The 25,695-nt window shown below is 47.1% G+C and carries 20 protein-coding genes and 4 tRNA genes; 20 read left to right on the forward strand and 4 right to left on the reverse strand.

Going from position 1 to position 25,695, the window contains the following annotated elements; genetic code table 11:
* Nucleotides 1-41 precede the first annotated feature (41 nt).
* Complete coding sequence (murB, locus tag PG915_RS01505; RefSeq protein WP_353497583.1) at nucleotides 42-1,076, forward strand: UDP-N-acetylmuramate dehydrogenase; 1,035 nt, start codon at nucleotides 42-44, stop codon at nucleotides 1,074-1,076.
* Entirely contained in the window at nucleotides 1,073-2,035 is a 963-nt protein-coding gene (gene birA / locus PG915_RS01510; RefSeq protein ID WP_353497584.1) for a bifunctional biotin--[acetyl-CoA-carboxylase] ligase/biotin operon repressor BirA, read from the forward strand. Before murB ends, birA begins: the two co-directional genes overlap by 4 nt.
* 41 nt (nucleotides 2,036-2,076) lie before the next feature.
* Here the strand turns inward: birA and coaA are convergent, their stop codons facing one another.
* Complete coding sequence (gene coaA, locus PG915_RS01515) at nucleotides 2,077-3,000, reverse strand: type I pantothenate kinase (protein WP_353497585.1); 924 nt, start codon at nucleotides 2,998-3,000, stop codon at nucleotides 2,077-2,079.
* Between the two features lie 209 nt (nucleotides 3,001-3,209).
* Here coaA and PG915_RS01520 point away from each other — a divergent pair.
* The 13 genes from PG915_RS01520 to rpoC all read left to right on the forward strand — a co-directional run bounded on the left by PG915_RS01520 (nucleotide 3,210) and on the right by rpoC (nucleotide 17,246).
* A tRNA-Thr gene (locus tag PG915_RS01520) sits at nucleotides 3,210-3,285 on the forward strand.
* 48 nt (nucleotides 3,286-3,333) lie between these two features.
* Nucleotides 3,334-3,418: transfer RNA gene (locus PG915_RS01525), tRNA-Tyr, on the forward strand.
* Between the two features lie 35 nt (nucleotides 3,419-3,453).
* Nucleotides 3,454-3,528, forward strand: a tRNA-Gly gene (locus PG915_RS01530).
* Nucleotides 3,529-3,541: 13 nt separating this feature from the next.
* Nucleotides 3,542-3,617: transfer RNA gene (locus PG915_RS01535), tRNA-Thr, on the forward strand.
* Between the two features lie 137 nt (nucleotides 3,618-3,754).
* Complete coding sequence (tuf, locus tag PG915_RS01540) at nucleotides 3,755-4,939, forward strand: elongation factor Tu (RefSeq protein WP_353497269.1); 1,185 nt, start codon at nucleotides 3,755-3,757, stop codon at nucleotides 4,937-4,939.
* 302 nt (nucleotides 4,940-5,241) lie between these two features.
* On the forward strand, nucleotides 5,242-5,619 hold the full coding sequence (gene secE, locus PG915_RS01545) for a preprotein translocase subunit SecE (protein WP_042478967.1): 378 nt from the start codon (nucleotides 5,242-5,244) through the stop codon (nucleotides 5,617-5,619).
* A gap of 13 nt (nucleotides 5,620-5,632) precedes the next feature.
* Complete coding sequence (gene nusG, locus PG915_RS01550) at nucleotides 5,633-6,181, forward strand: transcription termination/antitermination protein NusG (protein WP_042503218.1); 549 nt, start codon at nucleotides 5,633-5,635, stop codon at nucleotides 6,179-6,181.
* Nucleotides 6,182-6,368: 187 nt separating this feature from the next.
* On the forward strand, nucleotides 6,369-6,797 hold the full coding sequence (rplK, locus tag PG915_RS01555; protein ID WP_112460208.1) for a 50S ribosomal protein L11: 429 nt from the start codon (nucleotides 6,369-6,371) through the stop codon (nucleotides 6,795-6,797).
* A 4-nt stretch (nucleotides 6,798-6,801) separates the two neighbouring features.
* Entirely contained in the window at nucleotides 6,802-7,503 is a 702-nt protein-coding gene (gene rplA, locus PG915_RS01560; protein ID WP_353497586.1) for a 50S ribosomal protein L1, read from the forward strand.
* Nucleotides 7,504-7,759: 256 nt separating this feature from the next.
* Complete coding sequence (gene rplJ, locus PG915_RS01565) at nucleotides 7,760-8,254, forward strand: 50S ribosomal protein L10 (protein ID WP_338165614.1); 495 nt, start codon at nucleotides 7,760-7,762, stop codon at nucleotides 8,252-8,254.
* Between the two features lie 57 nt (nucleotides 8,255-8,311).
* Nucleotides 8,312-8,680, forward strand: a complete 369-nt coding sequence (gene rplL / locus PG915_RS01570; RefSeq protein ID WP_353497587.1) for a 50S ribosomal protein L7/L12 — start codon at nucleotides 8,312-8,314, stop codon at nucleotides 8,678-8,680.
* 250 nt (nucleotides 8,681-8,930) lie between these two features.
* A complete protein-coding gene (gene rpoB, locus PG915_RS01575) occupies nucleotides 8,931-12,956 on the forward strand; it encodes a DNA-directed RNA polymerase subunit beta (RefSeq protein WP_353497588.1) in 4,026 nt (1,341 codons plus the stop codon).
* Nucleotides 12,957-13,043: 87 nt separating this feature from the next.
* Nucleotides 13,044-17,246, forward strand: coding sequence for a DNA-directed RNA polymerase subunit beta' (gene rpoC, locus PG915_RS01580; protein WP_353497589.1), 4,203 nt, complete (start codon nucleotides 13,044-13,046; stop codon nucleotides 17,244-17,246).
* Nucleotides 17,247-17,667: 421 nt separating this feature from the next.
* On the opposite strand, the gene rsd is transcribed toward rpoC, so the two are convergent.
* Entirely contained in the window at nucleotides 17,668-18,162 is a 495-nt protein-coding gene (rsd, locus tag PG915_RS01585; protein ID WP_353498637.1) for a sigma D regulator, read from the reverse strand.
* A gap of 163 nt (nucleotides 18,163-18,325) precedes the next feature.
* Here rsd and nudC point away from each other — a divergent pair, with 163 nt between their 5' ends.
* The 3 genes from nudC to PG915_RS01600 all read left to right on the forward strand — a co-directional run bounded on the left by nudC (nucleotide 18,326) and on the right by PG915_RS01600 (nucleotide 21,135).
* Complete coding sequence (nudC, locus tag PG915_RS01590) at nucleotides 18,326-19,108, forward strand: NAD(+) diphosphatase (protein ID WP_353498638.1); 783 nt, start codon at nucleotides 18,326-18,328, stop codon at nucleotides 19,106-19,108.
* Between the two features lie 308 nt (nucleotides 19,109-19,416).
* Nucleotides 19,417-20,484: a uroporphyrinogen decarboxylase gene (hemE, locus tag PG915_RS01595; RefSeq protein ID WP_353497590.1), complete on the forward strand. Its 1,068-nt coding sequence runs from the start codon at nucleotides 19,417-19,419 to the stop codon at nucleotides 20,482-20,484.
* Nucleotides 20,485-20,604: 120 nt separating this feature from the next.
* Entirely contained in the window at nucleotides 20,605-21,135 is a 531-nt protein-coding gene (locus PG915_RS01600) for a DUF4136 domain-containing protein (protein ID WP_353497591.1), read from the forward strand.
* A gap of 283 nt (nucleotides 21,136-21,418) precedes the next feature.
* Here the strand turns inward: PG915_RS01600 and PG915_RS01605 are convergent, their stop codons facing one another.
* Nucleotides 21,419-22,345: a D-2-hydroxyacid dehydrogenase gene (locus tag PG915_RS01605; RefSeq protein WP_353497592.1), complete on the reverse strand. Its 927-nt coding sequence runs from the start codon at nucleotides 22,343-22,345 to the stop codon at nucleotides 21,419-21,421.
* A gap of 65 nt (nucleotides 22,346-22,410) precedes the next feature.
* Here PG915_RS01605 and PG915_RS01610 point away from each other — a divergent pair, with 65 nt between their 5' ends.
* Both PG915_RS01610 and greB read left to right on the forward strand, forming a co-directional pair.
* Nucleotides 22,411-22,998: a YjaG family protein gene (locus PG915_RS01610; protein WP_353497593.1), complete on the forward strand. Its 588-nt coding sequence runs from the start codon at nucleotides 22,411-22,413 to the stop codon at nucleotides 22,996-22,998.
* Between the two features lie 91 nt (nucleotides 22,999-23,089).
* Nucleotides 23,090-23,563, forward strand: coding sequence for a transcription elongation factor GreB (gene greB / locus PG915_RS01615; protein WP_353497594.1), 474 nt, complete (start codon nucleotides 23,090-23,092; stop codon nucleotides 23,561-23,563).
* 125 nt (nucleotides 23,564-23,688) lie between these two features.
* Here greB and tkt read toward each other — a convergent pair whose 3' ends face one another.
* Nucleotides 23,689-25,683: a transketolase gene (gene tkt / locus PG915_RS01620; RefSeq protein WP_353497595.1), complete on the reverse strand. Its 1,995-nt coding sequence runs from the start codon at nucleotides 25,681-25,683 to the stop codon at nucleotides 23,689-23,691.
* Nucleotides 25,684-25,695 lie beyond the last annotated feature (12 nt).

Here is a 25,695-nt window from a genome sequence, read left to right on the forward strand (position 1 = left end):
AAGGATAGAATAGCGGCAGTGTAAGCTATCAATCGACGCCCATGCAAATTCAAAACAACGCTCAGCTCCGCCCGTATCACACCTTTGGTATTAGTCAGCAATGTCACGCTTTAGTCGAGGTTCACTCGGTTGAAGACTTAATTGCTGTCTATCAGCGCCCAGAGTGGCAAGCTCTACCAAAACTGATGTTAGGTAAGGGCAGTAATATGCTGTTCACTGAACCATTTGAAGGGGTGGTGATCATCAATCGCTTGAGCGGTATTGAGGTGAGCGATACGGCGACCACACACAAGCTTCATATTAGCGGCGGTGAAGATTGGCCAAACCTGGTGAAGTGGTGCGTGGAGCATGGCTATGCAGGCATTGAAAATCTGGCCTTGATACCGGGCTGTTCGGGCAGTGCACCGATCCAAAATATTGGCGCTTATGGCATTGAGCTAAAAGATGTTTGTCGTTACGTTGATTATCTTTGCTTGCAAACGTTCGAAGTCAAAAGGCTTTCTCGAGATGAATGTCAGTTCGGCTATCGTGATTCCATTTTCAAACATGCGTTGAAAGATAAAGCGATCGTTACTGCTATAGGTCTAGAGCTGGATAAGCAGTGGCGACCGAACCTTAGCTATGGACCTTTGCAATCGCTGGATCTGACCACAGTAACACCTAAGCAGGTGTTTGATGTGGTTGTGAAGGTTCGCCAAGAGAAACTGCCTGATCCTGCTATTACTGGGAATGCGGGTAGCTTCTTCAAAAACCCAATTATCAGCCAAGCCCTGTATGCCTCAGTTAAATCTAGACATGACGCGGTTGTGGCTTATCCAGCTGAGGATGGGATGAAGCTTGCGGCGGGCTGGCTTATTGACCAATGTGGCCTGAAAGGGCATCAAATTGGTGGTGCTATGGTGCACCCAAACCAAGCTTTGGTTCTGGTTAATCATGATGATGCAACTGCTGACGATGTGGTGCGTCTGGCGGCGTTTGTACGTCAAAACGTGCTTGATAAGTTTGGTGTTGAACTTGAGCATGAGGTGCGCTTTATGGGCGCAAGCCATGAAGTGTATTTAAAGGACGTGCTATGAAAGAGCATCAAATGAAACTGGCCATTCTCGCTAGGCTCGCCACTGGTGGCTTCCACTCTGGTGAGGCATTGGGTGAAGAGCTCGGGATCTCGCGTGCGGCAGTGAGTAAGCACATTAAAGGCATTCAAGCGTGGGGCGTAGATATTTTCCGAGTTCAGGGCAAAGGTTATCAATTAGCTCAGCCGATGGAGCTATTGAGCGAAAAGCGCCTTGCACAGAGTGTGTCGACACCGTTTGAGCTGATCCCAATCATAGACTCAACTAACCAATACCTACTCGACAAACAAGAGTCCTTAGACTCTGGTAGCGTCGGCATCTCAGAGTATCAAGCTAAAGGTCGCGGACGCCGCGGCAGACAATGGGTGTCGCCGTTTGGCAGTAACCTGTACCTATCGATGTACTGGCGTTTAGAGGCGGGTATGGCAGCGGCGATGGGGCTGAGCCTAGTCGTGGGTGTTGCTATAGTCGAAGCGCTGCAAGAGTTGGGTATTGAGGGAGTGAAGCTCAAATGGCCGAATGATCTGTACTACCGAGATAAGAAGTTAGCAGGGATTTTGGTTGAAATGTCGGGTCAAGCGGGCGGTGCAGCAAACCTAGTGATTGGCATGGGTATGAACCTCAACATGAGTGAGCAAGTGACGGGTATCGATCAGCCTTGGACATCGCTCAGTGAAGTGGTAGACACACCGTTTAGCCGTAATGATTTAGTCGTCGCGTTTATTAAAGCGTGGCAAGCGGCATTGGAAGATTATGAACTGCGCGGTTTGCATGGTTTTGTAGAGCGCTGGAACCAGCACGATAACTTCTTAGGTAGGGAAGTGAAACTCATCATGGGTCAGCGTGAGATAAAAGGTATCGTGCAAGGTATTGATGCCACAGGTGCGGTCTTGCTTGAAACCGAGCGAGGGATTGAGTCGTACGTTGGCGGTGAAATTTCGCTACGAAAAGCTGATGTTTAATGGTGTTATGGTTCCTAGAGCTTAGGAACCATAGTTGTTATTTACTTTCTTAAATACACCGTTTCAACGCTGTGATCAGCGCCTTTTTGCAAGATCAGCTGAGCGCGCTCTTTGGTCGGTAGGATGTTTTCGACCAGGTTTAGGCCGTTGATCGACGCCCAAATGTTCTTTGCCTTTGATTCGGCTTCTGCTGCGCTCAATTGGGTATAGTGGCTGAAGTAAGAGCCAGGCTTAGTAAAGGCACCCTCACGGAACTTCATAAAGCGATTGACGTACCACTGCTCAATTTGCTCACTGTCTGCGTCGACATAGAGCGAAAAGTCGAGAAAATCGGAGATGAACACGCGGTGTGGATCGTGTGGGTAGTCCATACCGCTTTGCAGCACGTTCAGCCCTTCAATAATCAACACGTCAGGAAGGTCAACGACCTTTTCTTCCTCAGTAATATCATACGTGATGTGCGAATAGATCGGCGCCTGAACATTTCTTTTGCACGCTTTCACATCGGACACGAACTGCACTAAGCGGCGCATATCGTAAGACTCTGGAAAGCCCTTTTTACCCATCAGCCCCTTTTCGAGTAGCGTCTTATTCGGGTACAAGAAGCCGTCAGTGGTAATCAACTCAACTTTTGGGTGATTGTCCCAACGGCTTAATAGTGCTTTTAAAAGACGTGCGGTGGTGCTTTTACCGACAGCAACACTGCCCGCGATGCCTATGACAAACGGCGGCGTATGTTCGGTATTGCCTAAAAACTCACCAAGTACAGAGTTACGGCGCTGCCTTGCTGCAACATAAAGGTTAAGCAACCTAGAAAGAGGCAGGTAGACGTCAGTGGCTTCCTGCATAGTTAGCTTTTCATTGATGCCTTGAAGCTCTTTTAGGTCTTCTTCTGTGAGGGTCATGGGTACGGCGTTGCGAAGCGCTGACCATTGCTCTCGACTGAATGACATAAAGGGACTCATAGGTAACCTAACCATGGAATAAAGTGACAGAGTGCTGAACATACCTGAAGCAAGGGATAAATCAAATAATTCATGCAATGGGCTGATGCTAATTCCCCGAAATGTGTACAAAAAGTCGTCAAACAAAAAGAATGTGGTGAAAATCGGATTTTTTTTTAATTTAACGGTTGCATCGAAAAGATTCATTCAATAGAATGCGCTCCACTTATGCCGACTTAGCTCAGTAGGTAGAGCAACTGACTTGTAATCAGTAGGTCACCAGTTCGATTCCGGTAGTCGGCACCATTTTCACTTTGCCTAGGGCAATGATGACGAAAATGGTAAGTAAAATTTGGGGGGGTTCCCGAGTGGCCAAAGGGAGCAGACTGTAAATCTGCCGGCACTGCCTTCGATGGTTCGAATCCGTCCCCCCCCACCATATTCTTTAGGGAATAGCTCTCAGAGTTACGTGTTGCGGGCATCGTATAATGGCTATTACCTCAGCCTTCCAAGCTGATGATGCGGGTTCGATTCCCGCTGCCCGCTCCAACTCATTTAGAGTGCTGATATAGCTCAGGTGGTAGAGCGCATCCTTGGTAAGGATGAGGTCGGCAGTTCGAGTCTGCCTATCAGCACCAGCTCTCAAAGCAATATTTCCTTTTGATACTTTCTTTTGCCTAAACTATGTTTATTGGTTGAAGGAAGCTTTATTACCAAGATTTTTTGGTTACGTGGTCTTCAAAGCCACCAAAATCCGTACCTAGAGGGACAACTCATGTCTAAAGAAAAATTTGAACGTACGAAACCGCACGTAAACGTTGGTACTATCGGCCACGTTGACCACGGTAAAACAACTCTAACTGCAGCTATCTGTACTACTCTTGCTAAAGTGTATGGCGGTGTAGCTAAAGACTTCGCATCTATCGATAACGCTCCAGAAGAGCGTGAGCGCGGTATCACTATCGCTACTTCTCACGTAGAGTACGATACTCCAGCACGTCACTACGCACACGTAGACTGTCCAGGACACGCGGATTATGTTAAGAACATGATCACAGGTGCTGCACAGATGGACGGTGGTATCCTAGTTGTTGCTGCAACTGACGGCCCTATGCCTCAGACTCGTGAGCACATCCTACTAGGCCGTCAGGTTGGTATCCCTTACATCATCGTATTCATGAACAAATGTGACATGGTTGATGACGAAGAGCTACTTGAGCTAGTAGAAATGGAAGTTCGTGAACTTCTTTCTGAATACGATTTCCCAGGTGATGACCTACCAGTTATCCAAGGTTCTGCACTAGGCGCACTAAACGGCGAAGAGCAGTGGGAAGCGAAAATCGTTGAACTAGCTGAAGCACTAGACTCTTACATCCCAGAGCCAGAGCGTGCAGTAGACCAACCGTTCCTACTACCAATCGAAGACGTATTCTCGATCCAAGGTCGTGGTACAGTTGTAACTGGTCGTATCGAGCGCGGTATCCTACGCGTAGGTGACGAAGTAGAAATCGTTGGTATCAAAGATACAACTGTTACTACTTGTACTGGTGTTGAGATGTTCCGTAAGCTTCTTGACGAAGGTCGTGCTGGTGAGAACGTTGGTGCACTTCTACGTGGTACTAAGCGTGATGACGTTGAACGTGGTCAAGTTCTTGCAGCTCCTGGCTCAATCAACCCACACACTAAGTTCGAGTCTGAAGTATACGTACTTTCTAAAGACGAAGGCGGCCGTCATACTCCGTTCTTCAAAGGCTACCGTCCACAGTTCTACTTCCGTACAACTGACGTAACTGGTGACATCTCTCTACCAGAAGGCGTAGAAATGGTAATGCCAGGCGACAACATCCAAATGAAAGTTGAGTTAATCGCTCCAATCGCAATGGATGAAGGCCTACGTTTCGCTATCCGTGAAGGTGGCCGTACAGTAGGTGCTGGTGTTGTTGCTAAGATCTTCGACTAATTCCTAGAATTGTCGCAAGCTCTGGTAAAATCTTTGAATAAGATTTGACTAAGCAATGCTAAAAAGGGCATCATTTGATGCCCTTTTTCTGCGCTACTATTTATAGGGGCGCATAATTCACTCAATGACTGCTCAAAGAGTGAATGAATAAAGGATTTATAAGGGTTGAGTTGGAAAGCAATTTCTACCTGAGCCTTTGCATAATATGTTGGTTTGACTCAAATTTTACCAACATTAAAGGAATAAGCCCTGCAGCAGCGGGGTTGTTGTCGTCTAGTTAAGACTTGTCACAGGTTGGTTTTATGAAAGCAAACGCTGAAACTCCTGATAGCTCAAATGCAGCAGATGTAATTAAGTGGATCGTCGCTTTTGCGCTGCTAGCCGCCGCTGTTGTGGGTAATTACCTGTACGGAGAGCTATCTGTAGTTCTTCGCGCTGCAGGTGTAGTTGTATTGATTGCCGCAGCACTTGGTGTTGCAGCTACAACAACAAAAGGTAAGGCAGCTATCACGTTCGCACGTGAAGCGCGCGTAGAAGTTCGCAAAGTGGTTTGGCCAACACGCCAAGAAACGATGCAGACTACGCTAATTGTCCTTGCAGTAAGTATTGTAATGGCGCTTGCGTTATGGGGTATCGACGGCATTATGGTCCGTCTTGTTGCGTTCATAACCGGGTTATAGAGGGTGTTAATTCATGAGTGAAGCTCCGAAAAAACGCTGGTACGTTGTTCAAGCCTTTTCTGGCTTTGAAGGACGTGTGGCTCAGTCTCTTCGCGAACATATCAAAATGCACGCAATGGAAGAGTACTTTGGTGAAGTGCTAGTACCGACTGAAGAAGTTGTGGAAATGCGCGCAGGCCAACGCCGTAAAAGCGAGCGTAAGTTCTTCCCAGGCTACGTTCTTGTTCAGATGATCATGAACGATGAGTCTTGGCACTTAGTACGTAGTGTACCGCGTGTCATGGGCTTCATTGGTGGTACCTCTGACCGTCCAGCACCTATCACAGATAAAGAAGCTGACGCTATCCTTAATCGTCTAGAGAAAGCTAGCGAAGCTCCTCGTCCAAGAACTATGTTCGAAGCGGGTGAAGTGGTACGTGTTAACGAAGGTCCGTTTGCTGACTTCAACGGTACAGTTGAAGAAGTAGATTATGAGAAGAGCCGCTTGAAAGTGTCTGTATCGATCTTTGGTCGTGCAACACCGGTTGAGCTCGACTTTGGTCAAGTTGACAAACTTGATTAATACCGAATTTTTAATGGCTTAGGCCTTTAAGAATGACAGTATAAAAAAACACCATTTTAGGGTTGTTAAAGGCGCGAATTATGCTTATAATTTCGCGCCTTTTTACAGTAATGACTGTAGAAAGTTTTTTCAAAACACGGGGAGCTTTCCTATCGGATAGCGTTTGAACCCAAAATTAGGAAATATCATGGCTAAGAAAGTTGAAGCTTATATCAAACTGCAAGTTGCAGCTGGTATGGCAAACCCAAGTCCACCGGTTGGTCCTGCTCTAGGTCAACACGGTGTGAACATCATGGAATTCTGTAAAGCGTTCAACGCAAAAACAGAATCTATTGAGAAAGGTCTACCGACTCCAGTAGTAATCACTGTATACAACGACCGTTCTTTCACGTTCGTAACTAAGACTCCACCTGCTGCTGTTCTTCTTAAGAAAGCTGCTGGCGTTAAGTCTGGTTCAGGTCGTCCTAACACTGAAAAAGTGGGTACAGTGACTGACGCTCAAGTACAGGAAATCGCAGAAACTAAAGCTGCTGATATGACTGGTGCTGACATTGAAGCGATGAAGCGTTCTATTGCGGGTACTGCTCGTTCAATGGGCCTAGTGGTAGAGGGTTAAGATCATGGCAAAACTTACTAAGCGTATGCGCGTTATTCGCGAAAAAGTTGACGTAACTAAAGAATACGAAATCAACGAAGCTGTAGCTCTTCTTAAAGAACTAGCAACTGCTAAATTCGTTGAGTCTGTAGACGTTGCTGTTAACCTAGGCATCGATGCTCGTAAATCTGACCAGAACGTACGTGGTGCAACTGTACTACCTCACGGTACTGGCCGCGAAATCCGCGTTGCAGTGTTCACTCAAGGTGCAAACGCTGAAGCAGCTAAAGAAGCTGGCGCAGACATCGTAGGTATGGAAGATCTTGCTGAGCAAGTTAAGAAAGGCGAAATGAACTTCGACGTAGTTGTTGCATCTCCAGATGCAATGCGTGTTGTTGGTCAACTAGGTACTATCCTAGGTCCTCGCGGTCTTATGCCAAACCCGAAAGTTGGTACTGTAACTCCTAACGTTGCTGAAGCGGTTAAGAACGCTAAAGCTGGTCAGGTTCGTTACCGTAACGACAAGAACGGCATCGTTCACACTACTATCGGTAAAGTGAACTTCGAAGCGAACCAACTACAAGAGAACCTAGAAACTCTACTAGTTGCGCTTAAGAAAGCGAAGCCGTCTTCAGCGAAAGGTACTTTCCTGAAGAAAATTAGCATCTCTACAACTATGGGTGCTGGTGTTGCTGTAGATCTATCTACACTAGACACACAAGCTTAATTGCTTGCATAGGCGTGAAATTCTTGTATAATTTTGCGCCTATCAAAATTTGTGGTTGAGGCTGAAATCCTAGTGATTTGAGTCTCCATCCAAGACCGTAGGCGTTCTGTAAAGAACTTAATACTACCTACGTAGATGGTGCCAGATAGAAAGGAAGTTGAGCGTAACGTTTATCTTTCTTCTGGAAAGCACCGTATGAACTCCCAAAATCGTGAAGATTTCGGGTGGTGTAAAAACAACCAGGAGTAAATCCAAGATGGCTTTAAACCTTCAAGACAAAAAAGCAATTGTTGCTGAAGTCAACGAAGCAGCCAGTGGTGCACTTTCTGCAGTTGTAGCTGACTCTCGTGGCGTTGAAGTTGGCGCAATGACTTCTCTACGTAAACAAGCGCGTGAAGCGGGTGTTTACATGAAAGTTGTGCGTAACACACTTGCACGCCGTGCGGTTCAGGGTACTGACTATGAGTGTCTAACAGACAACTTCACTGGTCCTACTCTGATCGCGTTCTCTAACGAGCACCCAGGTGCTGCAGCGCGTCTTTTCAAAGACTTCGCTAAAGAGAACAAAGAATTCGAGATCAAAGCTGCTGCATTTGAAGGCGCGGTTACTGATGCTGAAGTACTAGCGACACTACCAACTTACGACGAAGCAATTGCACGCCTAATGATGTGCATGAAAGAAGCTTCTGCAGGCAAGCTGGTACGTACTATCGCTGCACTACGCGACCAAAAAGAAGAAGCTGCGGCATAAGCCTTGCTTTTCACTGGTTGCTATTTAAACTTATTGTTGACTTAAAAGAGAATTGTTATGTCTATTACTAACGAGCAAATCCTAGACGCAGTTGCAGAAATGTCTGTAATGCAAGTTGTTGAGCTTATCGAAGCTATGGAAGAGAAATTCGGCGTAACTGCTGCAGCTGCTGTTGTAGCTGGCGGTGCTGCTGGTGGCGAAGCTGCTGCTGAGCAAACTGAATTCGACGTAATCCTAACTGCTGCTGGCGGTAACAAAGTTGCTGTTATCAAAGCGGTACGTGGCGCAACAGGTCTAGGCCTTAAAGAAGCTAAAGGTCTTGTAGACTCAGCTCCTGCAGCACTTAAAGAAGGTGTTGACAAAGCTGAAGCTGAAGCTCTTAAAGCTCAGCTAGAAGAAGCTGGTGCTTCTGTTGAAGTTAAGTAATTATTGCTTAATTTCTTAGCCGAATAGGCTAATGGCTGGTGGTTTATTGACCACCGGCCTTTTTGCGCTGTAGGGCATAGATGAATTTTCCCGCTGTTTAAGCGTCTATGCACCAAGCAAAAAACGTTGCCTCGACGCTAGAGTCAACGTCACTACAGTAAACAGTTGTTAGTCACTGCCCCATACTCCACCTTAAGTAACTAGGATGGAAGGGCAGTTTGGGTCACTTATCAGCGAGCTGAGGAACCCCATGGTTTACTCTTATACCGAGAAAAAGCGCATCCGTAAGGACTTTGGTACTCGTCCACAAGTTTTGGACATTCCATACCTGCTATCGATCCAGCTTGATTCGTTCGACAAATTCATCGAACAGGATCCAGAGGGTCAGTACGGACTTGAAGCTGCGTTTCGTTCTGTATTTCCAATTCAGAGCTATAACGGCAACTCTGAGCTGCAATACGTTAGCTACCGTCTTGGTGAGCCAGTGTTTGACGTTAAAGAATGTCAAATTCGCGGCGTTACGTATTCAAAGCCACTACGCGTAAAACTACGTCTAGTTATCTTTGATAAAGACGCACCAGCAGGTACCGTAAAAGACATTAAAGAACAAGAAGTCTACATGGGCGAAATTCCGCTTATGACAGACAATGGTACCTTCGTTATCAATGGTACCGAGAGGGTTATCGTATCCCAGCTGCACCGAAGCCCAGGCGTGTTCTTCGACAGCGATAAGGGTAAGACTCACTCTTCAGGTAAAGTTCTTTATAACGCACGTGTTATTCCTTACCGTGGTTCATGGCTCGACTTCGAGTTTGACCCGAAAGATAACCTGTACGTTCGTATCGACCGTCGTCGTAAACTGCCAGCATCGATCATTCTTCGTGCACTAGGTAAGTCTACGCAAGAAATCCTCGATATCTTCTTCGAAAAAGTAAACTTCGAAGTTAAGGATCAAACTCTACTTATGGAGTTGGTTCCTGAGCGTCTACGTGGTGAGACTGCTTCTTTTGATATCGAAGCAAACGGCAATACTTATGTTGAGACTGGTCGTCGCGTTACTGCTCGTCACATCCGCCAACTAGAAAAAGATGGCGTTGAGTTCATTGAAGTACCTGTCGAGTACATCGTAGGTAAAGTAGCTTCTCAAGACTACATCAATGAAGCGACAGGTGAGATCATCGTTGGTGCAAACCAAGAGATCAGCCTAGAAGCACTAGCGAACCTATCTCAGGCCGGCGTTAAAAAACTAGAAGTTCTGTTTACGAACGATCTAGACCACGGTCCGTTCATGTCTGACACTGTTCGTGTCGACAGCACGGTAGACCGCATCTCTGCATTGGTAGAAATCTACCGCATGATGCGCCCTGGTGAGCCGCCAACAAAAGAAGCTGCAGAAGCACTTTTCGAAAGCCTATTCTTCTCAGAAGAGCGTTATGACCTATCGACCGTTGGTCGTATGAAGTTCAACAGCTCTATCATGCGTGAAGATGCTCTAGAACAGGGTACGCTGGATGAGACTGATATCATCGAAGTGATGAAGAAGCTTATCGCGATCCGTAACGGAATCGGTGAAGTCGATGATATCGACCACCTAGGTAACCGTCGTATCCGTTCTGTAGGTGAAATGGCTGAGAACCAATTCCGTGTTGGTCTTGTACGTGTTGAGCGTGCAGTGAAAGAGCGTTTGAGCCTAGGTGACCTTGATGCAATCATGCCTCAAGACCTAATCAACGCTAAGCCTATCTCTGCGGCAGTTAAAGAATTCTTCGGTTCTTCACAGCTATCTCAGTTTATGGACCAGAACAACCCGCTTTCAGAAGTGACGCACAAGCGTCGTATTTCTGCATTGGGTCCTGGCGGTCTAACTCGTGAGCGTGCTGGCTTCGAAGTACGTGACGTACACGTAACTCACTACGGTCGTCTATGTCCTATCGAAACACCTGAAGGTCCGAACATCGGTCTAATTAACTCTCTATCAGCATTCGCGCGCTGTAACGAGTACGGTTTCCTAGAAACTCCGTACCGCCGCGTCGTTGATGGTGTAGTAACTGACGAAGTTGATTACCTATCAGCAATCGAAGAAGGCCAATTCGTTATCGCACAGGCTAACGCTGCGCTAACTGAAGAAGGTACTTTCGATGACGAGCTAATCACGGCACGTCAAAAAGGTGAATCTGGTCTTCACCCACGCGACCATGTTAACTACATGGACGTTGCAACAAACCAAGTAGTATCTATCGCTGCGTCGCTTATCCCGTTCCTAGAACACGATGATGCGAACCGTGCATTGATGGGTGCGAACATGCAACGTCAGGCTGTTCCAACACTTAAGGCTGACAAGCCTCTAGTTGGTACTGGTATCGAGCGCAATGTAGCGGTTGACTCTGGTGTTACAGCAGTAGCTAAGCGTGGCGGCAGCGTTCAGTCTGTAGATGCTTCTCGTATCGTTATCAAAGTTAACGAAGACGAGCTGATCCCTGGTGAAGCGGGTATCGATATCTACAACCTGACTAAGTACACGCGTTCGAACCAGAACACTTGTATTAACCAGCGCCCAACCGTACTACCTGGTGAGCCAGTAGCACGCGGTGACGTTCTTGCTGATGGTCCTTCAACAGACCTTGGTGAGCTAGCGCTTGGTCAAAACATGCGTATCGCGTTCATGCCTTGGAACGGTTACAACTTCGAAGACTCGATCTTAGTATCTGAGCGCGTAGTTCAAGAAGACCGCTTCACGACAATCCACATCCAAGAACTATCTTGTGTGGCACGTGATACTAAGCTGGGTTCTGAAGAGATCACAGCGGATATTCCAAACGTAGGTGAGTCTGCTCTGTCTAAACTAGACGAGTCAGGTATCGTTTACATTGGTGCTGAAGTTAAGGGTGGCGACATCCTAGTTGGTAAAGTAACGCCTAAAGGTGAAACTCAGCTAACTCCAGAAGAGAAGCTACTACGTGCGATCTTCGGTGAAAAAGCATCTGACGTTAAAGATACTTCACTACGTGTACCTAACTCTATTTCAGGTACCATCATTGACGTTCAAGTTTTCACTCGCGATGGCGTAGAGAAAGACAAGCGTGCTCTAGAAATTGAGCAAATGCAGCTGAAAGAAGCGAAGAAAGACCTAACTGAAGAATTCCAGATTCTTGAGGGTGGCCTTCTAAACCGTGTTCGCGCTGTACTACTTCAAGGTGGTTACTCTGACGCTAAACTAGATACTATCGATCGTAAGAAGTGGCTAGAGCTAACGCTAGAAGACGATGCAATGCAAACTCAGCTTGAGCAACTTGCAGAGCAGTACGACGAGCTAAAAGCAGACTTTGATAAGAAGTTTGAAACTAAGCGTCGTAAGATCACTCAAGGTGATGATCTAGCACCTGGCGTTCTTAAGATTGTTAAAGTTTACCTAGCGGTTAAACGTCGTATCCAGCCTGGTGATAAGATGGCGGGTCGTCACGGTAACAAGGGTGTAATCTCTAAGATCAACCCTGTTGAAGACATGCCTTACGATGAGAAAGGTCAGCCTGTCGACATCGTACTTAACCCACTGGGTGTACCTTCGCGTATGAACATCGGTCAGATCCTTGAGGTTCACTTAGGTCTGGCAGCGAAAGGTATCGGTGACAAGATCAACCAGATGGTGAAAGAGCAGCAAGAGCTAGCGAAATTCCGCGAATTCCTGCAGAAGGTTTACGATCTAGGTGGTACTCGTCAGAACGTTGATATTGCATCACTGTCTGATGACGAAGTACGTACTCTGGTTAAGAACCTACGTGGCGGTCTACCGATTGCTACACCTGTCTTTGACGGTGCGTCTGAGAAGTCTATTAAAGAACTTCTAAAACTGGGTGACCTACCAGAATCTGGTCAGCTAACTCTGTTTGACGGTCGTACTGGTGATACGTTTGAGCGTCCTGTAACTGTTGGTTACATGTACATGCTGAAACTAAACCACCTTGTTGATGACAAGATGCACGCTCGTTCAACTGGTTCGTACAGCCTAGTAACTCAGCAACCACTTGGTGGTAAAGCTCAGTTCGGTGGTCAGCGTTTCGGTGAGATGGAAGTATGGGCACTAGAAGCATACGGTGCTGCATATACGCTTCAAGAAATGCTAACGGTTAAGTCTGATGACGTTAACGGCCGTACCAAGATGTACAAAAACATCGTCGATGGTAACCACAGCATGGAACCTGGCATGCCAGAATCGTTCAACGTACTGTTGAAAGAGATCCGCTCGCTAGGTATCAACATCGAGCTAGAAGACGAATAATCCCTCTGGATTATCTGGTAGAAAAGGGGCTCGCACAGGTTTGCTGACCTAGCGGGTTCCTTTTTAAACTCCTTACAGGAGCTGATTGTGAAAGACTTATTAAACTTTCTAAAAGCACAGCATAAGACCGAAGAATTTGATGCAATCAAAATCGGTCTATCTTCACCTGACATGATTCGTTCATGGTCTTTTGGTGAAGTTAAAAAACCAGAAACTATCAACTATCGTACGTTCAAGCCTGAGCGCGATGGTCTGTTCTGTGCGCGTATCTTTGGCCCAGTTAAAGACTACGAATGTCTTTGTGGCAAATATAAGCGTCTGAAGCACCGTGGTGTTATCTGTGAGAAGTGTGGTGTTGAAGTTACACAAACTAAAGTTCGTCGTGACCGTATGGGCCACATCGAGCTTGCGTCTCCAGTAGCTCACATCTGGTTCCTAAAATCGCTACCATCTCGTATCGGTTTGCTAATGGACATCCCGCTACGTGATATCGAGCGCGTTCTTTACTTCGAAATGTACGTAGTAACAGAACCGGGTATGACGGATCTAGAAAAATCACAGATGCTTACTGAAGAAGAGTATCTTGATCGTCTAGAAGAGTGGGGTGATGAGTTCACTGCTAAGATGGGTGCAGAAGCGATCAAAGATCTGCTGTCTACTATGGACATGCACGCTGAAGCAGAGATGATGCGCGAAGAGCTTGAGTCTACCAACTCAGAAACTAAGCGTAAGAAAATTACTAAGCGTCTGAAGCTAGTTGAAGCATTTATTCAATCAGGTAACAACCCTGAGTGGATGATCCTAACTGTGCTTCCGGTACTTCCGCCAGATCTACGTCCTCTAGTACCACTAGATGGCGGCCGTTTCGCAACGTCTGATCTGAACGACCTATACCGTCGCGTAATCAACCGTAACAACCGTTTGAAGCGTCTTCTAGAGCTAGCGGCTCCGGACATCATCGTACGTAACGAAAAGCGTATGCTGCAAGAGTCTGTTGATGCCCTTCTAGATAATGGTCGTCGCGGTCGTGCGATCACAGGTTCGAACAAGCGTCCTCTGAAATCTCTTGCTGATATGATCAAGGGTAAACAAGGTCGTTTCCGTCAGAACCTACTAGGTAAGCGTGTAGACTACTCTGGCCGTTCTGTAATCACAGTAGGTCCATACCTTCGTCTACATCAGTGTGGTCTTCCTAAGAAGATGGCACTAGAGCTATTCAAACCATTTATCTACAGTAAGCTAGAAACTCGTGGCATGGCGACGACTATCAAAGCAGCTAAGAAGATGGTAGAGCGCGAAGAAGCGATCGTTTGGGATATCCTAGACGAAGTTATCCGCGAACACCCAGTACTATTGAACCGTGCACCAACACTTCACCGTCTTGGTATTCAGGCGTTCGAACCAGTACTAATCGAAGGTAAAGCGATTCAGCTACACCCACTAGTGTGTGCGGCATACAACGCGGACTTCGATGGTGACCAAATGGCGGTTCACGTGCCTCTAACTCTAGAAGCACAGCTTGAAGCTCGTACTCTGATGATGTCGACAAACAACATTCTGTCGCCAGCATCGGGCGATCCGATCATCGTACCTTCTCAGGACGTTGTATTGGGTCTTTACTACATGACGCGTGACAAGATCAACGTTAAAGGTGAAGGTATGTACCTTGCTGGCCCTGAAGAGGCTGAGAAGGCATACCGTACTAAGAGCGCAGAGCTTCATGCTCGCGTAAAAGTACGTATCACTGAGACGGTGGTTGACGAAGATGGTAACAGCACAACAAGCACAGACATGGTAGATACTACTGTGGGTCGTGCAATGTTGTGGCAAATCGTACCAAAAGGTCTTCCATACAGCTTGGTAAACCAAAAGCTAGGTAAGAAGCAAATCTCTAACCTACTGAATGAGTGTTACCGTAAGCTTGGTCTTAAAGACACAGTAATTTTTGCTGACCAAATTATGTACGCTGGTTTCGCTTACGCGGCACTATCAGGCGTTTCAGTTGGTATCGATGACATGGTTGTACCTCAAGCGAAGTACGACGAAATCGAATCAGCAGAAGAAGAAGTTCGCGAAATTCAAGACCAGTTCCAATCAGGTCTTGTAACAGCGGGTGAGCGCTACAACAAAGTGATCGATATTTGGGCATCGACCAACGATCGCGTAGCGAAAGCGATGATGGACAACCTATCATCTGAAACGGTTACTAACCGTGACGGTGAAGAAGAGCAACAAGAGTCGTTCAACAGCATCTACATGATGGCTGACTCGGGCGCTCGTGGTTCTGCAGCTCAGATTCGTCAGCTTGCTGGTATGCGTGGTCTGATGGCACGTCCAGATGGTTCAATCATCGAGACGCCAATCACCGCGAACTTTAAAGAAGGTCTAAACGTACTTCAGTACTTTATCTCAACGCACGGTGCTCGTAAGGGTCTTGCGGATACGGCACTGAAAACAGCGAACTCGGGTTACCTAACCCGTCGTCTTGTTGACGTTGCTCAGGACGTTGTTGTTCACGATCATGACTGTGGCACCCATGAAGGTGTTGACATGATGCCTCATATCGAAGGTGGTGACGTTAAAGTTGCACTTTCTGAGCTAGCACTAGGTCGTGTTGTTGCTGAAGATGTTCTTAAGCCAGGTACTGAAGAAGTTCTGATCCCACGTAATACTCTGATTGATGAGAAGTGGTGTCAGATCATGGAAGATAACTCTGTAGACAGCATGAAAGTGCGCTCAGTAGTTACCTGTGATGCAGACTTCGGTTGTTGTGCACAGTGTTACGGTCGTGACCTAGCACGTGGTCACCTAGTGAACCAAGGTGAAGCAGTGGGCGTTATCGCTGCTCAGTCTATCGGTGAGCCGGGTACACAGCTTACGATGCGTACGTTCCACATCGGTGGTGCGGCATCTACTGCAGCAGCAGAGAACAGCATCCAAGCGAAGAACACTGGTTCTGTGAAACTTCACAACGCGAAGTTTGTTATCAACAAAGATAAGAAACTGGTTATCACCTCTCGTGCGTCAGAAATGACGATTATCGATGAGTTCGGTCGTACCAAAGAGAAGCACAAACTTCCTTACGGTTCGATGCTAACTAAAGGTGACAACGATGCAGTTCAAGCTGGTGAAACAGTAGCGAACTGGGAAGCGCACACGCTTCCAATCATCACTGAAGTAGCAGGTCGCATCCAGTTCGTAGACATGATCGACGGCGTAACTGTTTCTCGTCAAACAGATGACCTAACAGGTCTATCTTCAAGCGAAGTAACAGAAGCGGCAGCTCGCCCAGCAGCAGGTAAAGATATGCGTCCAGCAATCAAACTTGTTGATGAGCAAGGTAAAGACGTAATGATCGCCGGTACTGAAATGCCTGCACTTTACTTCCTACCTGGTAAAGCGATTGTAAACATCGAAGATGGCGCAGAAGTAGGTGTGGGTGATACGCTAGCACGTATTCCACAAAAATCTGGTGGTAACAAAGATATCACCGGTGGTCTACCTCGCGTTGCGGACCTATTTGAAGCTCGTAAGCCAAAAGAGCCAGCAATCCTTGCTGAGCACTCTGGTACCGTTTCATTCGGTAAAGAGACGAAAGGTAAGCGTCGTCTGATCATCGCTCGTGATGGCGGTGACAACTACGAAGAGATGATTCCTAAGCATCGTCAGCTTAACGTGTTCGAAGGTGAGCGCGTTGAACGTGGTGACGTAATTGCGGATGGTCCAGAAACTCCGCATGACATTCTACGTCTACGTGGTATCCACGCTGTGACTCAATACATCGCGAACGAAGTTCAAGAAGTATACCGTCTACAGGGTGTTAAGATTAACGATAAGCACATTGAGACTATCGTTCGTCAGATGCTACGTAAGTGTACAATCACGCATGCTGGTGATTCTGAGTTCCTACCTGGTGAGCAAGTTGAGTACTCTCAAGTTAAGATTGCAAACCGTGCTCTAGAAGCAGAAGGTAAAGAACTCGTTCGCTTCGAACGTGACCTACTAGGTATCACTAAGGCATCTCTAGCAACAGAATCGTTCATCTCTGCGGCATCGTTCCAAGAAACGACGCGCGTACTAACAGAGGCAGCGGTATCTGGTAAGCGTGATGACCTACGTGGTCTGAAAGAGAACGTTATCGTGGGTCGTCTGATCCCAGCGGGTACTGGTTTTGCGTATCACCAAGACCGTCAAGCTAAGCGTGACGAATCTCAGGAAGGTCCATCAGCTGAACAAGCGACGGATAACCTAGCTGCGCTACTAAACGCAGGTTTCTCTTCTGACGAGTAATCGCAGAGTGAAATGAAAAAAGGCGCCGAAAGGCGCCTTTTTTGTGTCTGAAACCCTGAACTATCGCTGTTTTTACGTGGGTTCACCACCAATAAGCTGATGAATGCTTTCAATGTGCGAACCCTAAAGCGCCCGTCATTCCACTGGCCGTGCGCCTGCGTAGGCAGGAACCTTCTAGAGGCTTGGTGCACACTTTGAGTAGACCCTTGCCTGCGCAGGGGTGACGGTCACTTTGAGTGAGGCTATTTTGGTATGATGATTATTTAGACGTGATAGCTCCACAACGCGCGTCATTCCACTGGCCGTGCGCCTGCGTAGGCAGGAATCTTCTAGAGGCTGGGTGCACACTTTGAGTAGACCCCTGCCTGTGCAGGGGTGACGGTGATTCTGGATTCAGAAGTGCTAACTATTGCACTATTACTTACGCACCCGGCGGAATCGCCAAACTGTCCGCAATCAGCTGAATCAGCTTATCTTCCACCTCAAAGCGCAGCTCAAGTATCTCACCCACCTTCGACATATCTTCCTCAAAACCAGGAAGTTCATCCTCAAACTTCACTTGCACGTACTTGTCATTAAACTCAAGCAGTGGGTCTGTAGTGAGAACGATTTTAGCGTAGGTCGCGTCGATATCTCCATTGGTTTTAAAACCAGTCGCTTTCCACTTATCCATCACCATGTCATAGATCTTAAAATGACCTTCGGAGATGTAATCCACGAGATGATCGCAGAATGAGCTAATTTCTTTGGCGGTTGGCAGCTCGATCACATTGGATTGAGCGTTGGCAGGTTGAAGTGAGCCGAGCTTACAGTACTCAACGATAAGCGCTTGTCTTGTTTCTAGCCAGTGGTCGATGACTTCGCTAGAGCCACCCCATTGTTCTTGTACTTGTTTGAATTTATTTAACATGACCATGTCCTCATGATCGGCACTGCAATTGGCAGCTGCACGCTTTGTAACGACAAAGAGTAAAGAGAAATCGTTTCTCATTTACCAGAATTAGAATTTCGAGTTTTCTAGCTGGTATGAATTTAGATTGCCAGTAAAATGGTCGAACTGCAAGTGAAGAGGATTGATGATGTTAAAAAAAAGTAAAGCAACCATTCGTCAGGCTTATTGGTGTGTGGTCTCAGGGAACGAACTTTGGCTTGCAGATGGTGACGTCCCGTTTGGCTCAGCAGAGCAATTCTCTCTACCTGCCGAGCAAGCGATTCAAGTGGGTGAGTTTGAAGACCACCCTGTGATGTGGATTAACGATGCCGACTTAGACGGCGAGCGAGAACTGACATCGTTACGCGAATTACTCCATTTGCCAGAAGCGCTGTTCTATCAACTTTCCAAAGCAATTCAATACGGCTATATGAGTCAATCTATGCGATTTTGTCCTCAGTGCGGAGGTCGCAATCATCTCAACCACAATCAGCTTGCTATGCAGTGTCAGGACTGCAGAACGCTGCATTATCCACGTATTTTTCCATGCATTATTGTTGCTGTTCGAAAAGATCAGCAAATCTTGCTCGCGCAGCACAACCGCCACGCGGGTGGCATGTACACGGTGATTGCTGGCTTTTTGGAAGTGGGCGAAACACTCGAGACTTGCGTTGCCCGTGAAGTGGAAGAAGAAACCGGGATTAAGGTGGGCAATATCCGCTATTTTGGCAGCCAGCCATGGGCATTTCCATCGAGTATGATGATGGCGTTTCTTGCTGATTACGAGAGCGGTGAGATAAAACCGGATTACACGGAACTTAAAGATGCGCAGTGGTTTAATGCCAATGAACTGCCGCTGGTGGCGCCGGAAGGGACGATTGCTAGAGCGCTGATTCATGCTACGGTCGACGCCGCTTCAGCAGAAAAATGACAAAAAAAACCCTCCGCGAGCGGAGGGGGTAAGTAAGATGTCGTTATGAGATGCTGAGTCTTAAGACTCAGTAGTATTATTGTAATTTTCGCTAGCAAACAAACTTTTAACATTCCTTTTCTCCATTGGCAAATTCACCTCAAAACTGCGTATTGATAATATGATCTGCTTTGCAAAGTGACTCTTTTTTGAGCGTTCACGCAGCATACTGGATGACCCTCAAAATTTAGTAAAAGAATTGTTATCTAAGGCTGCCAACCATGAATGAATAGCGGTAAACTAACGCCTTTCGAATTGGAGAAAAAAGAATGACGGAATTAAAGAACGATCGCTATCTTCGAGCGTTGCTAAAGCAACCTGTAGATTACACACCAGTATGGATGATGCGCCAAGCAGGTCGCTACCTTCCAGAATATCGTGAGACTCGCTCTGTGGCGGGTGATTTCATGTCACTGTGTAAGAATGCAGAGCTAGCGTCTGAGGTGACTCTTCAGCCACTACGCCGTTTCCCGCTAGATGCCGCCATTCTATTTTCTGACATCTTGACGATTCCAGATGCAATGGGTCTAGGCTTGTATTTTGAAGCGGGTGAAGGCCCTAAGTTTGAGCGTCCAATCACGTGTAAAGCAGATGTCGACAAGATTGGCCTTCCAGATCCAGAAGGTGAGCTGAAATACGTCATGAATGCGGTTCGTCAGATCCGTAAAGACCTAAACGGTGACGTACCACTTATCGGCTTCTCAGGAAGCCCGTGGACGTTGGCTACCTACATGGTTGAAGGTGGTAGCTCGAAAGCATTCACTAAGATCAAAAAGATGATGTACGCAGAGCCACAAATCCTGCATGCACTTCTGGATAAGCTAGCAGACAGCGTAATCGAATACTTAAATGCACAGATCAAAGCTGGTGCACAATCTGTAATGGTATTTGATACTTGGGGTGGCGTCCTAACGCCTCGTGACTACAACCTGTTCTCACTTCAGTACATGCACAAGATTGTGGATGGCCTGATTCGTGAAAATGAAGGTCGCCGCGTTCCTGTGACATTGTTCACTAAGAATGGTGGCATGTGGCTAGAGCAAATCGCAGCAACGGGCTGTGATGCTATCGGTCTAGACTGGACAATTAACATTGCCGATGCGAAAGCTCGCGTGGGTGACAAAGTGGCGCTTCAAGGCAACATGGATCCATCGATGCTTTACGCACAACCAGAGCGTATTCGTGAAGAAGTGGCTACCATTCTAGAAGGCTTTGGCGATGGCGGCACAGGGCACGTATTCAACCTTGGTCACGGCATTCACCTTGACGTGCCGCCAGAAAACGCAGGTGTGTTTGTTGAAGCGGTTCACGAGCTATCTAAGCCATACCACAAGTAATAAACTGCCAATTACTGACGTCTAAATAATGAGATGCCGTTATTTCCTAAAAGGGACTAACGGCATTTTTGTTGGAGTTTGACTACGCTTTAACGAGGTTTTGTGTAGTGAGGCACCCCAATGTTCAAAGTGCTTATTTCCTTTCTAGCTTCGTTGCTACTTCTCACTGGTTGTGCCTCTGACGTCGCGACCGATTACAACTCTAGCGTCAACTTCGCAGCGTTCAACACTTATCAATACCAAGAAAACGCTGGGGTGCCAGTTAGCCTAGATAGTGCCCGCATCAAACAAGCCGTTGATAACGAACTCAATGTTAGAGGTTTTTCCATGGTGGATCAGGACGCAGACCTAGTTGTGCGTTATGCCATCCTTGAGGGCACAGAATTAAGGGCAGACGGTCCTAGTTTCGGGTTTGGCATCGGAACGGGTGGGTATAACAGCGGTTATGGTGTTGGTGTTCGCACCCCAACGCGAGTCAAGGAGAAGAAGTTCGGCAAATTGGCGGTCGAGCTTGTTGACCCAAAAACGAATGACGTGGTGTGGCGCTCAGTCTCGCAGCGCCAGCTGACTGAAACAATGGAGCCAGCCGATAGAGATATATTTGTTCAGGAGCAGGTCCATAAGATGTTTGAGGAGTATCCAACTAGGTAGACTAGTTGTGTTAGGTTAGCTCACCATTCACGTCATTCCTGCGCAGGCAGGAATCTAGCTGAGGCTTGGTGCGCGCTTTGAGAAGACCTCTGCCTACGCAGGCGCGCGGCTAGTGGGGGTGACGATTAATTTGAGTGCGGTGATTCAAAAGGCTTGTCATTCCTGCGCAGGCAGGAATCTACTTGAGGCTTGGTTCGTGCGTTGAGAAGACTCCTGCCTACGCAGGCGTGCGGCTAGTGGAGTGACGACCATTTTGAGCACGATGACGAGTAAAATATTCCCGCTAATATCCACGCTCAAAATCAATCACGTTCTGCAACTGAAACCCATCTCGCCAACGCAGATAGTTCTCAGCGAAAATATCCACCACCTGCTCAGGGAAACTAATGGCCGCGATATGAGGAGTGACGGTCACATTTGGGTTGCTCCAGTAAGGGCATTCTTGTGAGATGGGCTCATCGATAAACACATCCAAAAAGGCATGAACCAGATGGCCGCGATCCAGTGCTTGGAGCAGAGCATTACCGTCCACGGTTTGACCTCGCCCGACATTGAAAAACAGGGCATGGCGACAGGCTGAGAACAAACGCTCATCAAATAGACCATCGGAGGTTGGCGTATTCGGCAGCGTATTGACAATAATGTCTGCGCTTTCAAGTGCTTTCGCCGCTTCATTGATATGGTAAGTTTCTGCAAATGCACTTTGCCTTGGTGGAATGCCGGTACGATTGATACCAACAGGGACAATACCGAGTGCCTTTACTGTGTTGGCTAAGTGGCTACCAATGGCGCCAGTGCCAAAAATGACCATACGCTTGCCGATCATCGATTGGTAGCTATGGGGTTGCCAGTCGCGTTTTTTCTGCTGCTGCTTATAAAGGTCGAAATGACGAAAATAGCCAATTGAATAACCAAGTACGTACTCGCTGATCTGTTGGCCGAAAATCCCTTTCACATTGGTCAGCTTGTAGTCTTTACGAAGCGACTCGCCGAGCAATGCATCGATACCTGCATAGGTCGACTGAACCCACTCCACCTTGTTGGCTTCATCGAGTTTCGTTGCCAACTTCGGTGGGGCGGCGAGCAAGATGGTAGCCTCGTCAAGTTGGCTAGTGAACGTTAAGTCTGGCAACTGTTTGCTTTCAAGGAGCTTTCGGTAGTGGTCATTGTTGTCCGTCACAAGTGCTAAGCGATGCTTTTGCGTCGTCATTTCTGGCTATTCCCTATCCGTTTGGTTACACTTCCGCAGACTATATTCACTACGGCAGAGCGACCATGTTAAAGAACCCTATTCAGGTACGTATCGAAAAATTTGAGCCTTGGCAGCATATCACTTTTATGACCTGTTTGTGCGAGCGTATGTACCCCAACTACGCTATGTTCTGTGAGCAAACCGAGTTTGCTGAAGCACGCGTATACCGCAATATTTTGGATGCGGTATGGGAACTGCTGACGGTGAAAACCGCTAAAATCAACTTCGAAAAGCAGCTTGAAAAGCTAGAAGAGGTCATTCCAAACTCGGAAGATTTCGATATCTACGGCGTCTATCCAGCAATTGATGCATGCTTTGCCTTGTCGACTCTACTGCATGGTTTGCTCGATCGCGATTACTTACTGGAATCAACGCTTAAGATCAGTCAACAGTCTGTCGCGACTGTGGCTCAGCTTGAGCAAGCAGAAACCGGTGTGGAAATCACTAATGAGAACCAAAAAGAAAACGAAGCCGTGTGTGAAGAGTGGGATGTTCAGTGGGCTATTTTCCGTCCGCTACGCGATTGTACCGAGCGTGATATTGAATTGATCAAAGATTTGCGCGCAGAGCTGAAAGAGCAGGGTGTGAGCAATATTGGTGTTGAGCTTTAGTAGGGCTGCGCCAGAATAACTAGAAGCGGAGCTTCGAGGCGGTATACTTAACAGAGCGCTAAAAATAGCTTTAAAAAGCCGGATTGTATAAGTGAAGACAAAACTAATCACGAGAGAAGGTTATAACAAGCTCAAAGCCGAGCATGACCATCTATGGAATGAGAAGCGTCCAGAGATTACAAAAATAGTCACGTGGGCAGCCAGTCTAGGCGATCGTTCAGAAAACGCTGACTATACTTTTAATAAGCGGCTGCTTCGTCAAATAGATCGGCGAGTCCGGTTTCTACGCAAGTTCCTATCAGAAGTGACAATTGTTGACTATTCTCCTCAACAAGAGGGAAAGGTCTTTTTTGGAGCGTGGGTTGAAATTGAAAATCAAGACGGGGATGTAAAGAGTTTTCGAATTGTTGGACCAGAAGAAATCTATGGTGACGCAAAAGATTACATCTCTATTGATTCCCCGATGGCTCGCGCACTTCTCAAAAAAGAAGTTGATGATGATGTGATGGTTCGTACGCCTGATGGAGACAAAGAATGGTTTATTAACGCTATTAGCTATAAATAAACCTAGTTTTCGTCAAATTTTCCAACACGAATTTCTTGCTTATACGTTCGTTACGATGACGTGAAGCTTTCAATGTAAACGCTAACTCAATACTCGAGTTAGCGTTTTGCTCATCTGAGCTCGAGTTATCCTGCTAGCATATCTTTAGCTACCTTAACTACATTTTCAACACTAAAACCAAACATGTCAAAAAGCTGTTGTGCTGGTGCAGATTCACCGAATGTTGTCATACCGATGACCTTGCCATCAAAGCCAACATACTTGTACCAGAAGTCTGCGATACCCGCTTCTACTGCAATACGTGCAGTCACAGAGGAAGGGAGTACGGATTCGCGATATGCTTTATCTTGCTTGTCGAATACGTCTGTTGCCGGCATAGAAACGACGCGCACTTTCCTACCGGCTTCTGTGAGCTCAGCGGCAGCGTTTACTGCTAGTTCTACTTCAGAGCCTGTTGCAATCAGAATAAGCTCAGGTGCACCGTCACAGTCTTTAAGCACATAAGCACCTTTGGAAATATCGGCAATTTGCTGAGCATCGCGCTCTTGCTGAGCAAGGTTTTGGCGCGAGAAGATAAGTGATGTAGGGCCATCTTTACGCTCGATTGCAAACTTCCACGCTACTGCCGACTCAACTTGATCACATGGACGCCATGTGCTCATATTTGGAGTAAGGCGAAGTGATGCCATCTGTTCAACGGGTTGGTGCGTTGGACCGTCTTCACCTAGACCGATAGAGTCGTGAGTGTAGACTTGAATGTTTTGCACTTTCATTAGTGCCGCCATACGCATTGCATTACGGGCATATTCCATGAACATTAGGAATGTCGCGCCGTAGGGAACAAAACCACCATGCAGTGCAATACCATTCATGATGGCTGTCATGCCGAACTCACGAACGCCATAGTGGATGTAGTTCCCTGAAGCATCTTCCGCGCTGAGTGACCTAGAGCCAGACCACATGGTTAGGTTTGATGGTGCAAGGTCCGCAGAACCGCCGAGAAGCTCCGGAAGCATAGCTCCGTAAGCTTCTAGCGCGTTTTGAGATGCCTTTCGAGACGCGATATTCGCTGGATTTGCTTGTAGGTCAGCGATGATTTGTGTCGTTTTCTGTTTCCATTCTGCGGGTAGCTCACCATTTACTCGGCGCTTGAATTCAGCCGCCAACTCTGGGTACGCTGCTTCATACGCTGCAAGCTTCTCGTTCCACGTGGCTTCCTTAGCCGCACCCGCTTCTTTTGCATCCCATTGCGCATAGACGTCTGTCGGGATTTCAAATGGACCATGTTCCCAACCTAGTTGCTTACGAGTCGCTGCAATCTCTTCTGCGCCTAATGGTGCACCGTGACAGTCATGAGAACCCGACTTGTTTGGAGAACCGAAACCAATGATGGTTTTTGTACAGATTAGGGTAGGACGAGGGTCCGATTTTGCAGCTTCGATTGCTGCATTAATTGCGTCTGAATCATGGCCGTCAATAGCGGGAATGACATGCCACCCATAAGCTTCAAAGCGCTTGGGTGTATCGTCAGAGAACCAACCTTCCACTTCGCCATCGATAGAAATACCGTTGTCATCCCAGAAAGCAATCAGTTTACCAAGGCCCAATGTACCCGCTAACGAACATGCCTCGTGAGAGATACCTTCCATCAAGCAACCATCACCCATAAATACATAGGTGTAGTGATCTACGATATCGAGACTTTCTTTGTTGAACTGTGCTGCGAGAGTTTTCTCAGCAAGCGCCATACCTACTGCATTGGTGATGCCCTGACCTAAAGGCCCTGTCGTTGTTTCGATGCCAGGTGCGTAACCGTATTCTGGGTGACCCGGTGTTTTGGAGTGAAGTTGACGGAAGTTCTTGAGCTCTTCAGTCGGTAGCTCGTAGCCTGTTAGGTGCAGTAAAGAGTAGATAAGCATTGAGCCGTGGCCGTTTGAAAGTACGAAACGATCGCGGTCAGCCCATTCTGGATTTGACGGGTTGTGGTTTAGATGAGAGCGCCAAAGCACCTCTGCGATGTCAGCCATACCCATAGGTGCGCCAGGGTGGCCGGAGTTTGCTTGTTGAACTCCGTCCATACTTAGTGCGCGAATAGCATTAGCGAGATATTTACGATCCATTATCAGTTCCGA

The organism is Vibrio sp. CB1-14 (genome assembly GCF_040412085.2).
In the GTDB taxonomy this organism is placed as follows: domain Bacteria; phylum Pseudomonadota; class Gammaproteobacteria; order Enterobacterales; family Vibrionaceae; genus Vibrio; species Vibrio chaetopteri.